Origin of the sequence: Shewanella sp. 10N.286.52.B9 (assembly GCF_002873635.1) — a bacterium.
Taxonomy (GTDB): Bacteria; Pseudomonadota; Gammaproteobacteria; order Enterobacterales; family Shewanellaceae; genus Shewanella.
Genome location: NZ_MCTY01000181.1, coordinates 1 through 19,465, shown reverse-complemented (window position 1 = coordinate 19,465; position 19,465 = coordinate 1). Strand labels below are relative to the sequence as shown.

Genomic DNA, 19,465 nt, shown 5'->3' with positions numbered 1-19,465 from the left:
GTGAGAATACACACCAATGAATGGATCTTTAGTTTGCGTAGGGTTAGGAATGACGCTAGGGGCGCATATTTGCCCTATTAGCAAGAGTCATATTGATAAGGCCGACGTGGTGTTTTCTGGCGTCTCTAACGGTATTGTCGAGTTATGGCTTAAAGAAATGCATCCCGATGTGCGTAGCCTGCAAGTCTTCTACGATAAAGGAAAGTCTCGCCACATTACCTATAAACAAATGGTCGATGCCATGCTCGAACAAGTCAGAGCGGGTAAAAAAGTTGTTGGCGCTTTTTACGGTCACCCTGGCGTGTTTGCCCAAGCTCCCCATGTCGCTATCGAACAGGCAAAACAAGAGGGGTTTGCTGCCAAGATGATCCCCGGCATTTCTGCTGAAGACTGTTTATATGCGGATTTGGGCATAGATCCGGGTCGCGTTGGTTGCCAACATTTTGAAGCTAGTCAATTTATGTTTTATCAACGTAAAATTGATGCATCTGCTTACTTAATACTATGGCAAGTGGGTGTCGCTGGCGATAAGTCATTACAGCGACTTGAGACAGGGCAAGCCCATAAGCAACTGTTAGTGGAGTTGTTACTTGAAACTTACCCCGCAGACCATTCGGTCATATTGTATGAAGCGGCAGTGTTACCGATTGATAAGGTTCGCCAACAGTATATCCCAGTTAGCGAATTAGCCCAAGTTGCTATTCATCAACATACCACATTGGTGATCCCGCCTTCAGAAAGTATGAAAGTTAATACCAAATTACAAACCCGACTACTTGAGTTAGAAGCTCAATTAAGTCACCACCAAGCAAGTTAAATTGTAAATATAAGCTGGATTTACAAGACATCATTTTAAGGAGAAAACATGTCAAACATTATTCAATTACTCGAGCGTATGGGCCAAGATGCGGACTTACAAAATCCACTTTCATTAGCGGATGCGATTTCAACCTCTAACTTAACTCCCGAGTTAAAACTGGCTTTATCAAATAATGACATTACTAGCTTAGAAAAGCAGCTCGATGTATGCCCTGATATTGTTTGCATGATGGCACCAGCCGAAAGTGACAAACCAACAGAAGATGACAAACCTGCTGATGAAAGTCAGCCACAAGATAAAGATAACACCACCTCAAATATCAAACTGTCAGCTTAAATAGCTATCAGCATAACTCACTGGCGAAAATAAAAATGGATCTAAAGTTGATGAAAAAGTTTGTTTTTATTTTCGCACTCGTTATTTCAGCATCGCTAAACGCAAATTACATCGATGATTTGTTAGTTAGGGCTGATAATCTTCGCAGTAGTCACCCTGAAACGTTTCAGACAATATTATCAGAACTAGAACAAGCACAGCTATCTCAGCAACAACAAGGCCATTACCATTACCTGCTGGCTTATCAAAAGTCATTTGAAGGTGATTTTAAAGGCGCGATTGGCCTCTATACCGATATTGTCGATAACGATCAAACATCCACGTCGATCCGATTTCGGGCCAATATGTCACTGGTTAACATTTACGCAATTTCAAAAGATTGGAATCAAGGCTTAAAGCACTTGCTCATTAGTCAAAGCTTATTGCCTGATATTGTCGACAGTGAAAGCAAACAGCATGGATTAATAGTTAACGCCATTTTTTATAATCAAATAGGCCAATATGAGCTCGGTGAAGAATATGCCAGTAAGCTAACTAAAGATGTCACAAAAGGTCGCAATCACTGCATGGCGGCGCAGCTTTCATTAGAAGCCAAGTCTAAGCTCAATTTACTTGACTACGACAGTCCACTTTTTAACGATGCTATTCAGTCTTGTGAGCAGGCTCAAGAGCCTGTAGTGCTGAGTGGGATTTATACCTCTAAGGCTTCGCTATTAATAAAAACAAATCTACACCAACAAGCGTTAGCACTGTTACTGCAACATCAATCGATGATTGAGCAAACCCAATACACCCCAATTTTATCTTATTTCTATGGTTTCCTTGCTCAAGCCTATTTCGGCTTAGGTGAAAACCAGCAGGCTAAAGAAATGGCTCTTAAGACACTGGCTTATACAGAAACTTTAGGCAGTTCAGAACCAGAAGTGATTGCTAATAAAATATTATATAGCCTTGCAGAACAAGCGAATAATCCCATTGAGGCGCTTAAATATTATCAACAATTTGCCGAAGCGGATAAGGCGTATTTGAATGATATAAAAGCCAAACACTTAGCTTATCAACTCGCAAAACATCGGGCTGCTGAACAACAAAATAATATTGAATTTTTACGTCAGCAAAACAATGTACTGCTGCTAAAGCAAAAGATTGATATCGTTGAATCAGAGAATAATCGACTATTTATCGCGCTGCTTATCTTGTGTGTGACGGTTTTACTGGGGATGATTTTTAGAACCAAATCGACGCAAAAGAAACTGCGCCATCTAGCGCAAAATGATGGCCTAACCGGATTGTTTAATCGTCGCTATTTTACTCAAAGTGCCACAATCGCGATTGCAAAGTGTAATAACCTCAAGCAGGTTGGCAGCTGTATATTGTTTGATTTAGACAAGTTCAAAAATATCAATGACAGCTATGGCCACAAAACAGGGGACTGGGTCTTAAAAAGGGTCGCTTTGGAATGCAAAAAAATAGTCCGTAATAAAGATATTTTTGCCCGTATTGGCGGCGAAGAATTTTGTCTGTTTTTGCCCAACTGCAGTATAAGCGATGCATTAGTCATTGCTGAAACTTACCGCGCTAAGCTTAATGCAATCATCACTACTGAAACGGGGTTTGATTTTGCTATCAGCGGCAGCTTTGGGGTGAGTGACTTCAGTACTTCTGGTACCTCATTAGATAAACTGATTGCTGATGCTGACCATGCCATGTATCAAGCTAAGAAATCTGGCCGAAACAAAGTTTGTGCATCAACTGAAACTTATGCTGATTAATCTAGGCATCAATAAAGCCACCTTGGTCATTTAAAGCGAGGCAGTTATCAAAAAGCCTAACTACTATATACTCAAGGTGTAGTTAGGCTTTTTAGGACAAGACATAGGAATGCCAACCTTAAGGTTTTACATTCGCATCAGAAAACTAGTCTGAAAAAGTACTCCAAATCGGGGCGTGATCTGATGGTTTTTCAATAGCGCGTAAATCGTAATCTACGTCTGATTCAGTCAGCCTTGGCAACATAGATTTGGTCACCATCACCACATCAATACGTAAACCGCGGTTATCAACAAAGCCCTTACTGCGATAATCAAACCAAGAATAACGCTCAGTGCGATCTGGGTGTAATTCACGGAAACTATCAACAAAGCCCCAGTCTTTTAATGTCGCTAACCATTCACGTTCTTCAGGTTGAAAACTGCACTTACCGCTTTTAAGCCAACGCTTGGCGTTCACTTCACCAATACCAATATCTAAATCAATCGGTGAAATATTAATATCACCAATAATCGCGATATCTTCATCTGGGGTGTGGTTATCAGCAAGGTGCTGCATCAAGTCTTGGTAGAATTTGCGTTTAGCGGGGTATTTAGTCTCATGGCTGATGTTCTCCCCTTGTGGGAAATAGCCATTTATCACCGTTAGAATACGGCCATTAGCTTGAGTAAACTTACCCATGATCATCCGGCGCTGAGCATCTTCTGCATCGCCGCTAAAACCTTTGATGATTTCAACGGGTTCAGCTTTTGACAGCATAGCCACACCGTAATGCGCTTTACCGCCATGGTAGTGGACGTGATAACCCATAGCTTCAACGTCAGCGACTGGAAATGCTTCATCGTGGACTTTGGTTTCTTGCAGGCCAATAACATCAGGCTGGTGGCTGTCGATTAACGCTTGCAGCTGATGCAAACGTGCTCGAATACCATTAATGTTAAATGAGACTATTTTCATTAAACCAGTACTCTTTTAAATGGCTTAACGATAACTTTTTCATAAACGCCCGCTGCAATATACGGGTCTTCATCTGCCCAAGCTTGTGCAGCGACTAATGACTCAAAATCAGCAACTACTAAAGAACCGGTAAAGCCTGCTTCACCAGGATTTTCGTTATCAATAGCAGGATGAGGGCCTGCAACAAGCAAACGACCTTCGCCAGCCAATGCTTCTAGGCGCGCTAAATGAGCAGGGCGGACAGCCATGCGCTTTTCTAAACTGTTTTCAACATCTTGTGACGAAATCATGTACCACATAAGTAAGTTTCCTTAAGTTTATTTTGCTTGTTCAGACTCATCATGTTCCATATGTTTATACAGATACACAACGGTAATAACAGTATTGACCAGTGTTAATGCACTTAAGCCAAAGACTTTAAAGTTGACCCAGGTTTCTAGCGGCAAACTGAAGGCAACATAGATATTAGCCAAACCACAGGCAACAAAGAAGGTAACCCAATACCAAGTGACGTTGGCCCAAATGTTATCAGCACACTTCATTTCTTTGCCAAGCATGCTTTTTAAAATTGGCTTGCCAATTAACTGGCTGACAAGTAATGCGATGGCGAAGAAGGCATAGACTATGGTGACTTTCCATTTAATGAATGCGTCATCATGGAACACTAAGGTTAAGGTGCCGAAAAAGGTCACCATGGCAAAGGTGATTAAATGCATTTTTTCGACTTGTTTATAGAGCAAATAAGTCACGATAAGCTGCACGGCTGTGGCAGCAATTAGCGCACCTGTTGCAGTATAAATATCATAAAATTTATAGACGGTAAAAAAGATAACCAATGGCAGAAAATCAAGCAGTTGTTTCATTAGATGCAATAACCTAAAAGTAAGTGTTAGCAGTCCGTTTGCTAAAGGAAAATAATGGCTCAAAGTGTAGCAGTTACCGCAGCTGATCTGAAGTTGATTCGCCGTCGTTCGGCTGAACTTGGGGAAATTTTGATAAGTTTTTATTGATCGTTGAGGATCGGTATTGGCGCTGTGTATGTTTGGCCCCATTAATATAAAAAAATGCCGCAATCCTATTGGATTACGGCATATTTAGTTTCAATGTTTTGCTTTAATTAACGTCAGCTTATGTCCGTTGACTTGTAAGCTTACTCAATTAGCCCTTATGCGTCGCCGCTTTCATATTACGGGTAAATTCAGCTAACTGTTGTAGCAATGCCGCTTCATCGTGCTGGTTTCGCTCAATGATTTTCACTACAGCAGAACCTGAAATTGCGCCAGCAGCGCCAGCGTTAATAGCTTCACTGACTTGGCTTGGCTCAGCAATACCAAAACCTAATAATGGTGGCGGTGCATTATATTCAGCCAGTTTAGCGAGTATTTGATCAATGGGCTGGCCAGCTTTTGACTCTGTTCCTGTTACCCCAGCACGAGATAACAAATAGGTATAGCCTTGACCTTCAACGCTGACCATTTTTAAGGTGTCGCTATCAGCATTAGGCGGGGCGATAAAAATTGGCGAGATCCCGTGTTTTTTAGCAGCTTCACTAAAGGGAGCTGACTCTTCAACGGGCACGTCCGCAATTAGCACAGAATCAACACCGGCTTGTTGCACTTTGCTATAAAACGCATCAATGCCATTAGTAAACACAAGGTTTGCGTATAACAATAAGCCAATAGGCATATCTGGGTATAACTCACGCACTTGGGTGAGCAGCGCAAAGCAATCAGCCACTGTGGTGCCAGAGTCTAGGGCACGTAAGTTTGCGCCTTGGATCACAGGGCCATCTGCTAATGGATCTGAAAACGGAAAGCCTAACTCTAATGCGTCAGCGCCGTTATCCACTAGGGTTTTAATGATGTTAAGTGATACTTCAACCGATGGATCGCCTAAGGTCACAAAAGGCACAAAAGCGCCTTGTTTTTTAGCGGCTAATTCAGCGAAAGCAGCTTGATAACGATTGGTATTATTTACAGACATGTTGATTTCCTTATTTCGCAGCATCAGCTGAAGCACGTTGTTCTAGAATGTCAGAGACGGTGAAAATATCTTTATCACCACGGCCCGAAAGGTTAACCACTAAAATGGTTTCTTTGGTTGCCTCTTTTGCTAATCGTACGGCATAAGCGATCGCGTGAGCTGACTCTAATGCTGGGATAATCCCTTCAGTGCGAGCCAATAACTGGAAACACTCTAAGGCTTCATCATCGGTTGCTGACTCATATCGAGCGCGGCCAATTGAATTTAAATAAGCATGCTGTGGACCAACAGATGGGAAATCAAGACCTGCTGACACTGAGTATGATTCTTCAATTTGGCCATCGCTATTTTGCATTAGCGGCGCTTTCATCCCAAAGAAAATACCAGTTTTACCGTGCTTTAACGGCGCGCCGTGCATTGGGGTATCAATGCCTTTACCTGCCGGCTCAACGCCAATAAGCTCAACGTCTTTTTCATCAATAAAGTCAGCGAACATGCCAATGGCGTTTGAACCTCCACCGACACAGGCAATCACGGCATCTGGTAAACGGCCTTCTTTTTTAAGAATTTGCTGTTTAGTTTCTTCACCAATCATGCGCTGAAATTCACGTACAATTGTCGGAAATGGATGCGGCCCAGCAGCTGTTCCTAATAAGTAATGTGCTTTGTCATAACTTGCAGACCAGTCACGCATGGCTTCATTACAAGCATCTTTAAGGGTACCTGAGCCTGAGGTGACAGGGATAACTTCTGCGCCCATTAACTTCATTCTAAATACGTTAGGTGATTGACGCTCAACGTCTTTAGCGCCCATGTAAACTTTACATTTAAGCCCTAATAACGCACAGGCTAATGCCGATGCAACGCCATGTTGGCCTGCTCCGGTTTCTGCAATAATTTCTTTTTTACCCATACGTTTTGCCAGTAATGCCTGACCTAATACTTGGTTAGTTTTATGGGCGCCGCCGTGGAGTAAGTCTTCACGCTTTAGGTAAATTTTTACCATTGGGTTAGGGCTTAAATTACGGGTTAATGTCAGCGCAGTTGGGCGGCCAGCATAGTTTTTCAGTAAATCAGTAAACTCTTTTTGAAACTCAGGATCTTCTTGAGCATCAACAAAGGCAGTTTCTAGTTGCTTAAGAGCAGGGACTAGAATTTGTGGCACATACATGCCGCCATATTCACCAAAATAAGGGTCTAACTTAAGCTTTGTCATGGGTATTCCTTAATGATTCTGTTTAATTTTGTTGTTTAGCAGGCGCTTTGCCATTCAGTCTTGCCTAATGGCACTAATTCTTTCTAATGGCGTTAAAGGCTAAATTAATTTTGTGTGCATCTTTAATTCCGGGCGCAGATTCAACCCCTGAATTAACATCTAAGCCATAAAAGCCTTGCTGGTTGGCTTCAAATATATTTTCGGGTGTCAGCCCACCTGCAAGCATGGCGTTATCTCGTTCAGTCGCTGTTATAACTGATGAATCGAGTAACCCTTGCCAGTTAAATGTCTCGCCGGTGCCGCCAAATCCAGCACTATTTTTACTATCGAATAAGTATCGGCCACAGCCTTGTGCTTTATCGCCAACGGTATTGGTGCTGCTGTCTACGCTCACCGCTTTCCAAATTTGGCAATCAAGCTTGGCGCTTGCGAGTAATTGTTTTAGCTCGCTTATGTCGGCGCTGGTTTCATTACCGTGTAATTGCACTACCTTTAAACCAACAGCCTTGACGGTTGCAACGATTTCAGCATTGGCTTGATTGACAAATACGCCGACAAAATGAAGTCCAATGCCTGCTTGCTGGCTTTGGTTAACAAGGTCTGCCGCGTGTTCAACGCTGACATGACGTGGCGATTTTGAATGAAAGATTAATCCGCCAAATACCGCGCCCGCTTGAGCTACCACGCTAATGTCTTCAAAACGGGTTAAACCACACACCTTATTATTGCCAAAAATGAGCTGACGACAGGCTAAATCAATATCATCTTGGGCCATAATTGAACTGCCAACAAGGTAGCCATCAACCAGTGGATTTAATCGCTTAACTTGTTGGTTGGTGTAAATGCCAGACTCACTAATAATAACTCGGTCAGCTGGAATTTGCGGCGCTAAGGCTTCTGTCATGGCAAGGTCGGTACTTAAGTCACGCAAGTTACGGTTATTAATACCGATAATAGCGGCATTAAGTTCAATTGCTCGGTCTAACTCTTGTTGATTACTGACTTCAGTTAAGGCATCTAAATTGTATTTTGCGGCTTCAGCGGCTAAAAGCTTGTATTGCTCATCATCAAGTACTGACAACATTAATAGCACTGCATCGGCGCCTTGATGAGCCGCAAGCTTGATTTGGTATGGGTCAACAAAGAAGTCTTTGCATAAAATAGGTTGGCTAACGCGAGCGCGTACTAACGGAATATAGTCTATATCGCCTTGGAAAAACTGCTCATCGGTTAATACTGAAATACCGGCGGCATATTTGACGTAAATGTCGGCAATGGCTTCAACATCAAACACAGGGCGAATGAGGCCTTTAGAAGGGCTGGCTTTTTTACATTCAAAAATATAACCGGCATTGGGTGCCTTAAGCGCATCAAACAAACTACGGTCTGAAATTTTTGGCTGTAAGCTGGCTTCAGGGTAGCGCAATTTTAATGAGGCAATATGCGCTACTTTGGTATCAACAATCTTGGTTAATACGTTTGATTCTTTATCCGCTGTATTAGCGCCAGAGTTAGTGGTAGTCATTATTTCGCATCCTCTTGTTGGCTTGCTGCAGCGAGTTGGGTTAATACTTCATAAGCTTTACCACTGTTGATGGTTTCAAGTGCTAACGCTGTGCCTTGCTTTACCGTGTCACACACACCGCTGACATAAAGCGCACAGCCGGCATTAATGGCGACAGCGTCACGATGAGCAGGTTGGCCTTCACCTTTTAAAATTGCTTGGGTGATAAGGGCATTGTCACTTGGCTCACCACCTTCTAGTGCTTTAATTTCTGCAGGCTCAACACCTAAGTCTTGTGGGGTTAATTTATAAAAACGAATTTTGCCATCATTAAGCTCAGCTACTTGGGTTTCGCCATGTAACGCAACTTCATCTAAACCGCTGCCATACACCACCATTGCACGTTTCACGCCTAAGGCATTAAGCACATTGACAATCGGCGCGATTAGTTTCGGTGAATACACCCCAAGTAACATGGCTTCAGGTTTTGCTGGATTAATCAGCGGGCCTAGAATATTAAAAATGGTGCGAGTTTTAAGGGCTTGCCTTACAGGCACAGCATGTCTTACACCGGCATGGTAATGGGGCGCAAACAAGAAACATAAACCAAAATCATCAACACATTTACTGGCAGATACAGGGCTCATGGTTAAGGCTATGCCGCAGTGCGATAGCACATCAGATGCGCCCGATTTACTCGATACGCCGCGATTACCATGTTTAGTGACTTTTGCTCCTGCAGCTGCAGCAACAAAAGACGCGGTAGTAGAGATATTAATGGTGTTATGGCCATCGCCACCTGTGCCAACAATATCGACTACGCCTTGGCTTAACGACGATGCGCTTCGTGGGAAAGGTTTAGCCGCTCGACGCAGCGCATCTGCAGCACCTGTTATTTCATCAATGGTTTCGCCGCGCATTTTTAGCGCCACTAACATGCCCGCCATGGCGACGGGATCCATTTCGCCAGCAACAATAGCACTAAATAATTGCGCACTTTGGCCGCGAGTAAGGGCATTACCTTGGTATAGCGAGTCTAAAAGTGGTTGTAGCTCAGCCATTACAGGGCTCCTTTAACTGGTGAATCAACACTAGCTGACGTATCAACATCTGCAGATGTTTGAGTTAGGTAGGTAAGCGTTTGCGTTAATAAGGTGCTGCCTAAAGTGGTTAATATTGATTCTGGGTGAAATTGAAAACCCACCACTTTATCTTGAGGATGCAAAATTGCCATTGGCATATCATCTGTACTGGCAATGACCTCTAAACATGCCGGCACTTGAGTGGCGACTAAGCTGTGATAACGGGCAACGGGCAGAGGTGAAGGCAGGTTAGCAAATACACCTTCGCCATTATGAATGGTTGGACTGGCTTTACCATGAACGACAAAAGGAGCGCGTTCGACTTTACCGCCGTAATGCTCAACCATGGCTTGATGACCCAGACAAATTCCCAACATAGGGACTTTACCCGCCACTTTTGCAATAAGCTCCATCATGCAGCCTGCTTCGTGAGGCGCACCGGGGCCGGGAGATAATACTAATGCGGCTTTACCGTTTTCGCTTATTAGCTTTTCTGCTAAATAATCAGCACTGACATCATTACGATAAATCATCACTTCAAAGCCTAAGCAGCGGAATTGATCCACCAAGTTATAGGTAAATGAGTCGAAGTTATCGAGTAAATACAATTTCATATTATTGTCTTGCGTGGCAGTTGTGTTTAAAAGAGTGCTCATAGTCCGCCTCCCATTTTAATTGCTGAAATAACGGCTTGTGCTTTTTGACGGGTTTCGTTGGCTTCAGCTTGGGGATCGGAGTCAAACACCACACCCGCACCAGCTTGAATATGGGCAACATCATGTTTTACAAAGGCTGAGCGGATCACAATACAGGTATCCATATCACCTAAACCATTAAGGTAACCGACAGCGCCGCCATAACTGCCACGACGAGCTTGTTCAGCTTGTCTAACTAACTGTGAAGCACGAACTTTAGGCGCGCCAACTAAGGTGCCCATATTCATACTTGCTTGGTAGGCATGTAGCGCGTCTAAATCTTCGCGTAATTGACCTGTCACCCGACTCACCAAATGCATCACGTGAGAGTAGCGGTCAACTTTTAATAACTCGGCCACTTTACGACTGCCGCTTTGACTAATACGAGCAATATCGTTACGGGCCAAATCCACTAACATTAAGTGCTCAGAGAGCTCTTTTTTATCAAGGCGCAGTTCAAGTTCAATACGGCTATCTAAATCAAAATCAATCTGGCCATCGGCAGTTTTACCCCGTTGGCGGGTACCCGCAATAGGGTAGATTTCAACTTGATTGGTGGCGGCTTCATATTTAAGGGCACTTTCAGGTGATGCGCCAAATAAAGTGAAATCAGGACCACGAAAGTAAAACATGTATGGACTTGGGTTAGTCAGTCTTAATGCGCGGTATGCACCTAGAGTATTAGGGCAAGGCAAGCTAAAGCTACGTGAGGGGACAACCTGGAAAATATCGCCAGCAACAATGTGCTCTTTTAAATCAACCACGGTTTGTTTAAAGGCTTCATCGCTGATATTGACTTGAGTCGGGGCATCAATACTGACCAATGGCGCTACTGCTGCCAATGTTTGGCAATTGGCTTTAAGCTGAGTAACTCGCTCAAGCAGTGACGAGGCTTGAGCTGCACTGTCGAAAAATTGATGAGTAATAATGTCGGCTTGCTGGGTTTGGTGGTCAACCAAGATTAAGGTTTCAGCTAAATAAAATAAGTAATCAGGGCAATCGTTGTCGGCATTAGGAACATCAGGTAGCGGCTCTACCGTATCAATCAAGTCATAGGCCAACACACCGCCTAAAAATAAGTCCTCAAAAGTATCACTTTGATCAGTTTGTATGTGCTGGACAAACATTCTTAAACCATCAAGGGGTGAGGTGGACTTTAAGCGGGCATCTTCATCTTGTAGCTCTTTGGCTTTAGCAAGATGAATGGTAATAACATTATCTTGGCGTTGTTGCTCACTGGATTTGAAAAAGTTACTGATTGGCGTAAGTAAGCTGGCGCCGTTATCAGTTAATGCAGTAAAGGTGAGCTGGTAACCATCACAGCGGACCATCATGGCTGCATGGGTCAATACAATACTTTTAAGATGATCTTTGCTTTCTATTTCTGCTGACTCTAACAACATAGTATGCGGCGCATTAGCAGTAATATGCTGATAAAGACTAAGCGGGTCAGCGTGATATGCTAAGGTCTGCTTTTGGGTTACCACATGGGCAAATTGATGTTCCATAATGCTTATTGCGCCTCGCTTATAGTGTGCTTTTTCATACTCTGTTCTCTTCATTTTAGCTTGGATTGCGTTAGTTTTATTGGAGAGTGCAAGCCGTAAATAGCAAAAAAGCCCACATCTCTGCGGGCTTTTTAGTAAAATCTTGTGTTATTTAAATAACCACAACGCTTCACACCACCCGTTAATTTGGGAAGTGCCACCACCAACTGATGTTTAACGCGTTAAAGTTTGTCATTTAAAAAGGTTCTCTTTATGTCATTTGCAGGTCATTTCACTGCGAAGTCATTTATAATGGGTTTTATATTCTGTAACTAGCTATAGAAGACCTTAGCTGGCTTATAAAGTCAATTGAATATTTCTCAAATTTATTATTTTTTTACAACTAGCGACTAAAGCAGTAGCAATTTGATGTATATGTAGCAAATAAACGCTAGATGGCTAAGCATTCTAACAAAGTTTAAAGTACAATAACCTAATGATAACAGACTCCCTATTGGCCGATCTTCACAGCCACACGACCGCATCTGACGGCGTACTCACTCCAGCTGAACTTGTTGAACGTGCCATTGATAAAGGCGTGCAAATGCTCGCTATTACTGATCATGACACCGTTGCTGGATTGGCTGAAGCGCATCAATACAATAACCAACATTCCACGCCATTAAAACTGATTAATGGCGTTGAAATTTCAACTCGTTGGAATAACTTTGATATTCATATTGTCGGTTTAAATTTGGATATTACCGATGCTGCGCTACTTGCGTTTTTAACAAACCAACGTGAATTACGTGAGCAACGGGCTAAAGACATTGGTATTCGTTTAGCTAAGGCGGGTATTGAAGGTGCGTATGAAGGCGCACAAAAATTTGCAGCAGGCGCAGCTATCAGTCGAGGCCATTATGCGCGCTGGTTAGCTGAAAAAGGCTATGCCAAAGATATGCCGAGTGTTTTTAAACGGTATTTAGCCCGCAATAAAACCGGTTATGTTCCCAATAATTGGGGCGATATGGCCAGCGCGATTAATATTATTCACCGTAGTGGTGGCGTTGCGGTATTAGCTCACCCAAGCGGGTATAAGCTATCTGCTAAATGGCTTAAAAAATTAGTCCGTGAATATAAAGAAGCGGGCGGTGATGCGATGGAAGTCGTATTAGGACAACAAAGTATTGATGATAGAGCCAACTTGGTCGCATTAAGTCATTTGAATAACCTAATGGGGTCAATTGGCAGTGATTTTCATTTTCCAAGTAATTGGATTGAGTTGGGTAAAAATTTATTCCAACCTGCTGGAATACAGTGGGTGTGGCAAGCAGAATCTTGGACGGAGCGAACATGAGCCAATTTTTTTATATACATGATGAAAACCCGCAGGCGAGATTAATTAGCCAAGCGGTTAATATTTTAAAACAAGGTGGGGTGATTGTTTATCCTACCGATTCAGGTTATGCACTGGGCTGCATGATCGGTGAAAAAGATGCCATGACCCGTATGGCGCGCATTCGTAAGATTGATAACGACAATAATTTTTCGTTAATGTGTCGCGATTTATCAGAATTAGCCAATTTCGCTCGAGTGGATAATCAAGCTTACCGCTTATTGAAAAGCTGCACTCCTGGGCCTTATACCTTCATCTTTAAAGCCAGTAAAGAAGTGCCGCGTCGACTACAATGTGACAAGAAAAAGACCATTGGTATTCGTGTGCCAAACAATTTAATTGCACTGGCATTATTGGAAGCGTTAGAAGCGCCAATTATGTCTACCAGTTTAGTGATGCCAGATGCAGAATTTGCTGAGTCTGATCCTGAGCATATTCGAGATATTTTAGAGCACAATGTCGATGCTATTATTCATGGTGGTTACCTTGCTGAAAATCAAACCACGGTTATAGATATGTCTGAAGGCGATATCGATATAATTCGTCAAGGCGCCGGCGATACCAGTATTTTTGAATAACCCTTGCAACGGTTGAATGCACAAGTTTGATTGATAGTGGTTTCAACCACAGTCAATAGTGCGTATAATCGCGCGTTTGGTAATTTCTCGCTAAAATTAGATGCAGATATTTTCTGAATACTTAGTTGATATAAGTTTAATCTTTGTGAAATACAACAGATATAGCCAAACAGTAGTAATGTAGTTTAATAAGTTATTTGACTTAGAAAGCTGATTTTAATCATTAAATTAAGGGACGACAATGCAAGGTATCCAGAAAAGTTTACCTTTAGCGGTTGTTCGAGGCGAAGCGTTTGACGCAATGCCTAATGATTTATTCATTCCTCCTGAAGCCCTTGAGGTGTTTTTAGAAACATTCGAAGGCCCGCTAGATTTATTGTTGTACTTAATTCGTAAGCAAAAACTCGACGTTGTTGACTTACCAATAGAAAAAATCACCAGCCAATATTTAGCTTATATTGAAGTTTTAACCGAAGCGCGAATAGAGCTTGCCGCTGATTATTTAGTCATGGCAGCCACATTAGCCGAGATAAAATCACGACTACTGTTGCCTAAAATGGCAACCGAAGAAGACGATGATGAAGATCCTCGGGTAGTGTTGATTCGTCAATTGAAAGCTTATGAAGTTATCAAACAGGCATCAGCTGATTTAGATGAACTTCCGAGGCTAGAGCGAGATGTATTTTTAGCGAAAGCGACACTCTCGCCCAATGTAAAACCAATGGTGATGCCACCTGAAGTGTCTTTAGTTGATATTGCTCAAGCATTTTCAGAGGTACTCAAAAGAATTGATGCCAACGAACATCACCATGTAAAACGCGAGCTATTATCGACCCGTGAACGCATGAGTCAGATATTAGCTTTACTATCGACCGAGCATTATGTGCCATTTACTGATTTATTTGACATTAGTGAAGGCCGAGCTGGCGTGGTAGTGAGCTTTTTAGCTTTAATGGAACTGGTTAAAGAGCTATTGGTTGATTTGGTTCAAAACGAGCCGTTAACCCCCATTTATGTCAAAGCGTTTTAAGCTGCATTGCACAAGATACGATAAAGGATGACCATGCAAATAAACATGATTCAATTAAAACAATTAATCGAAGCCAGTTTATTTGTGTTGGGTAAACCACTAACCGTAAAAGCATTAAAAGACACAGTATTAGTGAAATTTGATGTCTCTCGAGCACGCATTAAAGAATGCCTCGATGAATTACAACAAGATTATCAAGAGCGTGGGGTACAACTGGTCGAAGTGGCTGGTGGTTATCGCTTTCAAACCCAAGAGCTGTTAAGTGAATTCTTACAACCATTGTGGCAAGAGAAATCCCCTAAATATTCACGTGCGACCTTAGAAACCTTAGCAGTAATTGCATACAGGCAACCAGTTACTCGCGGTGATATTGAATATGTAAGAGGTGTGGCCGTCAGCAGCCACATAATAAAGAGTTTAGCTGATAGACACTGGGTAAAAACAGTGGGTCATAAAGAAGTGCCTGGGCGACCGGCACTCTATGCCACCACCAGTGAATTTTTATCTTATTTTGGCTTGAAAACCCTAGCAGACTTACCGTCGCTATCGGATGAAGAGTCATTGCAGGCGCTATTTGAGAAAGTCTCAATGGCGTCACAACAAACAGAAGAGTCGAACTAGATGAGCGAAAAATTGCAGAAAGTCTTGGCCCGTGCAGGCCATGGCTCCCGTCGTGAGATGGAGGCATGGATTGCTGCAGGCCGTGTTAGTGTAGACGGAGAAATTGCCAACTTAGGCGATCGCGTTGAAGCAGAAGCTAAAATCCGTATCGATGGCCGTGCTATAACCATCAAAACCGAAGATGACATTATTTGTCGTGTGTTGGCATACCATAAGCCAGAAGGTGAAATTTGTAGTCGTAAAGATCCTGAAGGCAGAACAACGGTTTTCGAACGTTTACCGACAATACGTGACTCACGTTGGGTAGCGGTAGGGCGTTTGGATATCAATACTTCAGGTTTACTGTTATTTACCTCTGATGGTGAACTAGCTAACCGTTTAATGCATCCATCAAATGAAGTTGACCGTGAATATGCGGTGCGCACATTTGGTGATGTACCTGAAGCGGCAGTTCAACGTCTTCGTAAAGGCGTGACATTAGAAGATGGTCCTGCCAACTTTGACACCATCAAAGCTGCTGGTGGTGAAGGCCTTAATAAATGGTGGCATGTGACCCTAAAAGAAGGGCGTAACCGCGAAGTTCGCCGCTTATGGGAATCACAAGAAGTGCAAGTTAGCCGTCTTATCCGTATTCGTTACGGCATGGTTGAGCTACCTAAGTCACTACCTCGTGGCGGTTGGGTTGAACTGGATATGGAGCAAGTAAACTACTTGCGCCAAGTTGCAGGTCTAGAGCCTGAAACTCGCACCATGTTAGGTACTGATAAACACAGTGTCGCTCGTGCTAAAGTGAAAGGCGCTAAGATCCGCCGAGCCGTGCGTAAGCACAAAACTACCGCAGCGCGTCCTAAATCAAACCGCCAGCGTAGTTAATACGTTTTAGTACGTGCTTGTTTGACACAAAAGGCCACACTATGTGGCCTTTTTAATACCTAAAACCTCTGCCTACTTATTAAAACACCCGTAATAAAGCATTATTAGTTAGTCATTTCGTGGTGTTTTGCTATTAATCTCATAATTCCCTATCGCTAACTTGAAACTGTGATATCTGCTAACTATATTTAATGTTGATGATTTTTTCATCAATTACGTACACTTACAGTTAAGGGAGTATTCAATGAAAAAGTTAATCGGTGCCATCTTTGTGTGTCTTATCTATGGCTGTGCTTCATCGCCAGCAACCTGGAAAGGAATGTCAGAAAGAGATATTGCAGATTGGAAAGCGATAGGCTTTGATGCAGCTAAAGCTCAAAAATGGAGTAAGAGCGGCTTTAATGCTGAACAATCACAGCAATGGAGCGAAGCGAGCTTTAATGTTGAGTCAGCAGCTGAATGGTCAAAAGAGAAATTTAATCCAGAAGAAGCGGGTACATGGAAGCAGTCAGGGTTTGAATTAGAAGATGCCATAGAAGATCGAGCTAAAGGCCTAACCCCAGTAAAAATGGATAACTAGTATCAGATCGCAAATAGTGAGTACGAAATGGCAGCACAAACCACAAAATTGCGAAATTCATCATTGTCGCGGATCTAATGTAGAAGATGCTAATTCTTGGGGGGGAGCAAATAATATTGAATATTCAGGATAAATCAAAATATTCAATTGCGCTAACAGGGACGCCATGGCGCTCTGACGCTGCTCCAATTGTATTGGCTCAATATGGCAGCGTTACAAATGAAATTGAATGTGATTATATCTACGGCCTAGAGAACGCAATAACAGATAATGTTTGCCGTGTTCCTCAAATTATTGCCATTGATAATGACAATATAACAGTTGAGGCAGGAGAAGATAAAAAACATTTTTCTAGTTTTTTTGATTTATTATCTACCTCAATTCTGCCGCATTCCGACATTATTGAAAATGAAAGGGTGATCGATCATGTACTTCTGAGTGCAAATACAAAGCTAGATGAGCTGAGGGCTGAAAGCCCAGATGCAGGTGGTCTGATAGTCGCGTCTTCGGTGAAACATGCAAAACAAATACAGCAAATTTTGGCGGATAATTTAAAGCAACAGGCGATTGTGGTGACTTATCGTGAAGATGAGCCAATGGTGCTTATAAAGCAATATCGCAATAGTAATGAGAAATGGATAATTAGTGTCGGAATGATCAGTGAAGGGACCAACATTCCAAGGCTTCAAGTTTGCTGCCATTTAACCAATATCAAAACAGAGATGCACTACCGACAGATTTTAGGCCGTGTGTTGAGAATAACAGATTCGATTAATCAAGAGGCGGTTATGTATATGCCAGCAGAGCCAAAATTGGTTGAATTTGCAAATAGGGTTGGTAAAGATGTACCCACTGAGGTCAGTATTGTTAAATTTGAAAAAATGCATGTGAGTTTAGAGGGGGAATTACTCGATGATAATTGCAATGAAATGCAATTGGAGGGGGATCTAGATAAGCATGCTGTATCCATGGAGATTGGTGATTCAATGACGTTTACTAAATCAAACCCAGAAGCTGGAGATAAAAATCCACTTACTCAATCATATGAAAAGGTGATGGATATTTTTGGTCGTTTTAAGCAAGAAACTATTGAGTTGAATTTGTTTACTACCAAGAATATATAAAAAACTCAATACTAACATGAAATATTGCTTGCTATCGGGAAAAAACGAGCGTGAATATTTTTACTAACTGAGGCGCTTTGGGGCACAGAGCGACTTAGAAAAGTTACTATTAAGCCTCTAAATTAGTGGCCAAAATCACTGCGCTAATGCAGCCGGTGACTGGTAAATCCGCTTTAGTGATCGTGTCTGGTCGCTTTCCTTGTAGTGTGAGATTGCTCAAATATTGTTGATATAAAAGGTTAAAGTTTTGTTGCTCTGAGGTGTTTGTCGCTTATTCTCCTATTAGGTATCACCGAAAAGTGATGTAAATATAAGTATGCGTGTTGTTTGTATTTTGTTTTCTGCCGCACAGCGGCTTCGTTCAACACTGAGTTTTGGAGTGAATGTATGAATCGAACTGCGCCTTCTAAAGGTTTCGCTCTTATAGAGTTGATTATTGTGATTGTTGTTTTAGGGGTGTTGGCATCAACGGTGCTCCCCAAGTTCGTTAATCTGACAGATTCAGCGCGTACAGCTTCGTTTGAAGGTTTAACAGGGGCGTTACATGCAGCTGCAGACATGGCCTATCTCAAGCAGAGTATTAAAGGTAAGCAACTCAATGATGATATTGAAATAGACGGTACCACAATAACCATGATTAATGGTTACCCCTCTCCTAGGAGCATGCGAGGCTTAGTTCTTGCTTCGGGGGGGAGATGGGAACTAGAGGACCCTAGTAATCCTAGCTCTTGGTACGGTGCGGACAATTACGCTGAATATATGTGGGTGGAGTCTGACGGGACTTACAGCAGAAAATGCCGTGTTTATTACCATATAAATGTTGATATGACCAAATATGTCGTAGAGATTGACGAATCGGGTTGCTAAGAGTCCAAATGGGACCTTCGTCGGAGAATCCAGCAAGACGCTTAAAACGGAACTAAAACAGTGGGGGGCGCTTCGGGGCACATACCGACTTAGGAAATAAACTTACAATTTGTCGAAATTCAAGATTAAAGACCTGACCTTTGGATCTTTATTCATGAGGTAACAGCAAGCGCTCAATGAACACTTGATATTACAATAGCAAAAACTTCCCCTGTTAATTGTTATGCAATCAATTAACATTGCCACCCATTTTAATAATAACATTGCCACCCATTTTAATTGGCTAAATATCAAACACTCTACTAGGCTTTAGTTACTGCTTAATATTCGGTAATTAATGATGGCCAGGCCTAGAAAAACACTCGTGAGTTTAGAAGATACGCCTTACTACCACTGTTGTTCGCGTGTGGTACGTAAGGCATTTTTGTGTGGGTTTGATAAGTCGACAGGCGAAAACTTTGAACATCGCCGTGAGTGGGTTGATAGCCGTATTATTGAATTAGCGACGATTTTCGCGATTGATATTTGTGCTTATGCGGTGATGAG

20 protein-coding genes and 1 pseudogene are annotated in these 19,465 nt (G+C 42.4%); 12 read left to right on the top strand and 9 right to left on the bottom strand.

The features are described 5' to 3' along the window. The first annotated feature begins 16 nt into the window (after window positions 1-16). From BCU91_RS13055 to BCU91_RS13045, 3 genes are read left to right on the top strand one after another with little or no spacing between them, the layout of a single operon-like run. The gene (locus BCU91_RS13055) at window positions 17-817 is read left to right on the top strand and encodes an SAM-dependent methyltransferase (protein ID WP_102531664.1); all 801 of its coding nucleotides are present in this window, start codon (window positions 17-19) and stop codon (window positions 815-817) included. 48 nt (window positions 818-865) lie between these two features. Then, on the top strand, window positions 866-1,156 hold the full coding sequence (locus BCU91_RS13050; protein ID WP_102531663.1) for a hypothetical protein: 291 nt from the start codon (window positions 866-868) through the stop codon (window positions 1,154-1,156). A 50-nt stretch (window positions 1,157-1,206) separates the two neighbouring features. Continuing rightward, window positions 1,207-2,928, top strand: coding sequence for a GGDEF domain-containing protein (locus BCU91_RS13045; RefSeq protein ID WP_157936290.1), 1,722 nt, complete (start codon window positions 1,207-1,209; stop codon window positions 2,926-2,928). Window positions 2,929-3,073: 145 nt separating this feature from the next. Here BCU91_RS13045 and xthA read toward each other — a convergent pair whose 3' ends face one another. The 9 genes from xthA to BCU91_RS13000 form a co-directional block, all read right to left on the bottom strand. Further along, complete coding sequence (gene xthA, locus BCU91_RS13040) at window positions 3,074-3,883, bottom strand: exodeoxyribonuclease III (protein WP_102531661.1); 810 nt, start codon at window positions 3,881-3,883, stop codon at window positions 3,074-3,076. Beyond that, entirely contained in the window at window positions 3,883-4,182 is a 300-nt protein-coding gene (locus BCU91_RS13035; protein ID WP_102437429.1) for a YciI family protein, read from the bottom strand. The genes xthA and BCU91_RS13035 overlap by 1 nt, the downstream gene beginning before the upstream one ends. Window positions 4,183-4,200: 18 nt before the next feature. After that, window positions 4,201-4,746, bottom strand: a complete 546-nt coding sequence (locus BCU91_RS13030) for a septation protein A (RefSeq protein WP_076537104.1) — start codon at window positions 4,744-4,746, stop codon at window positions 4,201-4,203. A 295-nt stretch (window positions 4,747-5,041) separates the two neighbouring features. Next, the gene (trpA, locus tag BCU91_RS13025; RefSeq protein ID WP_198590468.1) at window positions 5,042-5,872 is read right to left on the bottom strand and encodes a tryptophan synthase subunit alpha; all 831 of its coding nucleotides are present in this window, start codon (window positions 5,870-5,872) and stop codon (window positions 5,042-5,044) included. A gap of 4 nt (window positions 5,873-5,876) precedes the next feature. Next, entirely contained in the window at window positions 5,877-7,082 is a 1,206-nt protein-coding gene (gene trpB / locus BCU91_RS13020) for a tryptophan synthase subunit beta (RefSeq protein ID WP_102437427.1), read from the bottom strand. Window positions 7,083-7,155: 73 nt separating this feature from the next. Then, window positions 7,156-8,607 (bottom strand): bifunctional indole-3-glycerol-phosphate synthase TrpC/phosphoribosylanthranilate isomerase TrpF, encoded by a 1,452-nt coding sequence (gene trpCF / locus BCU91_RS13015; protein ID WP_102437426.1) that lies wholly within the window; start codon window positions 8,605-8,607, stop codon window positions 7,156-7,158. After that, window positions 8,607-9,647 carry an anthranilate phosphoribosyltransferase gene (trpD, locus tag BCU91_RS13010; RefSeq protein WP_102531660.1) on the bottom strand — a complete coding sequence of 347 codons (1,041 nt, stop codon included), beginning with the start codon at window positions 9,645-9,647 and terminating at the stop codon, window positions 8,607-8,609. The genes trpCF and trpD overlap by 1 nt, the downstream gene beginning before the upstream one ends. Then, on the bottom strand, window positions 9,647-10,282 hold the full coding sequence (locus BCU91_RS13005) for an aminodeoxychorismate/anthranilate synthase component II (protein ID WP_102437589.1): 636 nt from the start codon (window positions 10,280-10,282) through the stop codon (window positions 9,647-9,649). The genes trpD and BCU91_RS13005 overlap by 1 nt, the downstream gene beginning before the upstream one ends. 38 nt (window positions 10,283-10,320) lie before the next feature. Then, window positions 10,321-11,871 carry an anthranilate synthase component 1 gene (locus BCU91_RS13000; protein WP_102531659.1) on the bottom strand — a complete coding sequence of 517 codons (1,551 nt, stop codon included), beginning with the start codon at window positions 11,869-11,871 and terminating at the stop codon, window positions 10,321-10,323. 475 nt (window positions 11,872-12,346) lie between these two features. On the opposite strand from BCU91_RS13000, the gene BCU91_RS12995 reads away from it, so the two are divergent. The 9 genes and pseudogenes from BCU91_RS12995 to BCU91_RS12950 all read left to right on the top strand — a co-directional run. Further along, a complete protein-coding gene (locus BCU91_RS12995) occupies window positions 12,347-13,207 on the top strand; it encodes a PHP domain-containing protein (protein WP_102437423.1) in 861 nt (286 codons plus the stop codon). After that, complete coding sequence (locus BCU91_RS12990) at window positions 13,204-13,824, top strand: L-threonylcarbamoyladenylate synthase (protein ID WP_076537094.1); 621 nt, start codon at window positions 13,204-13,206, stop codon at window positions 13,822-13,824. Before BCU91_RS12995 ends, BCU91_RS12990 begins: the two co-directional genes overlap by 4 nt. 241 nt (window positions 13,825-14,065) lie before the next feature. After that, the gene (locus BCU91_RS12985) at window positions 14,066-14,854 is read left to right on the top strand and encodes a ScpA family protein (protein ID WP_102531658.1); all 789 of its coding nucleotides are present in this window, start codon (window positions 14,066-14,068) and stop codon (window positions 14,852-14,854) included. Window positions 14,855-14,887: 33 nt separating this feature from the next. Beyond that, window positions 14,888-15,475 (top strand): SMC-Scp complex subunit ScpB, encoded by a 588-nt coding sequence (gene scpB, locus BCU91_RS12980; RefSeq protein ID WP_102437419.1) that lies wholly within the window; start codon window positions 14,888-14,890, stop codon window positions 15,473-15,475. Beyond that, entirely contained in the window at window positions 15,476-16,348 is an 873-nt protein-coding gene (rluB, locus tag BCU91_RS12975; protein ID WP_076537086.1) for a 23S rRNA pseudouridine(2605) synthase RluB, read from the top strand. 244 nt (window positions 16,349-16,592) lie between these two features. Further along, a complete protein-coding gene (locus tag BCU91_RS12970; protein WP_102437417.1) occupies window positions 16,593-16,928 on the top strand; it encodes a hypothetical protein in 336 nt (111 codons plus the stop codon). A 116-nt stretch (window positions 16,929-17,044) separates the two neighbouring features. Then, window positions 17,045-18,052: a helicase-related protein gene (locus BCU91_RS12965; protein ID WP_157936289.1), complete on the top strand. Its 1,008-nt coding sequence runs from the start codon at window positions 17,045-17,047 to the stop codon at window positions 18,050-18,052. Between the two features lie 387 nt (window positions 18,053-18,439). Continuing rightward, window positions 18,440-18,919 (top strand): prepilin-type N-terminal cleavage/methylation domain-containing protein, encoded by a 480-nt coding sequence (locus tag BCU91_RS20700; RefSeq protein ID WP_102531656.1) that lies wholly within the window; start codon window positions 18,440-18,442, stop codon window positions 18,917-18,919. Window positions 18,920-19,259: 340 nt separating this feature from the next. Beyond that, window positions 19,260-19,465: pseudogene (locus BCU91_RS12950) on the top strand (transposase); the annotation flags it as partial.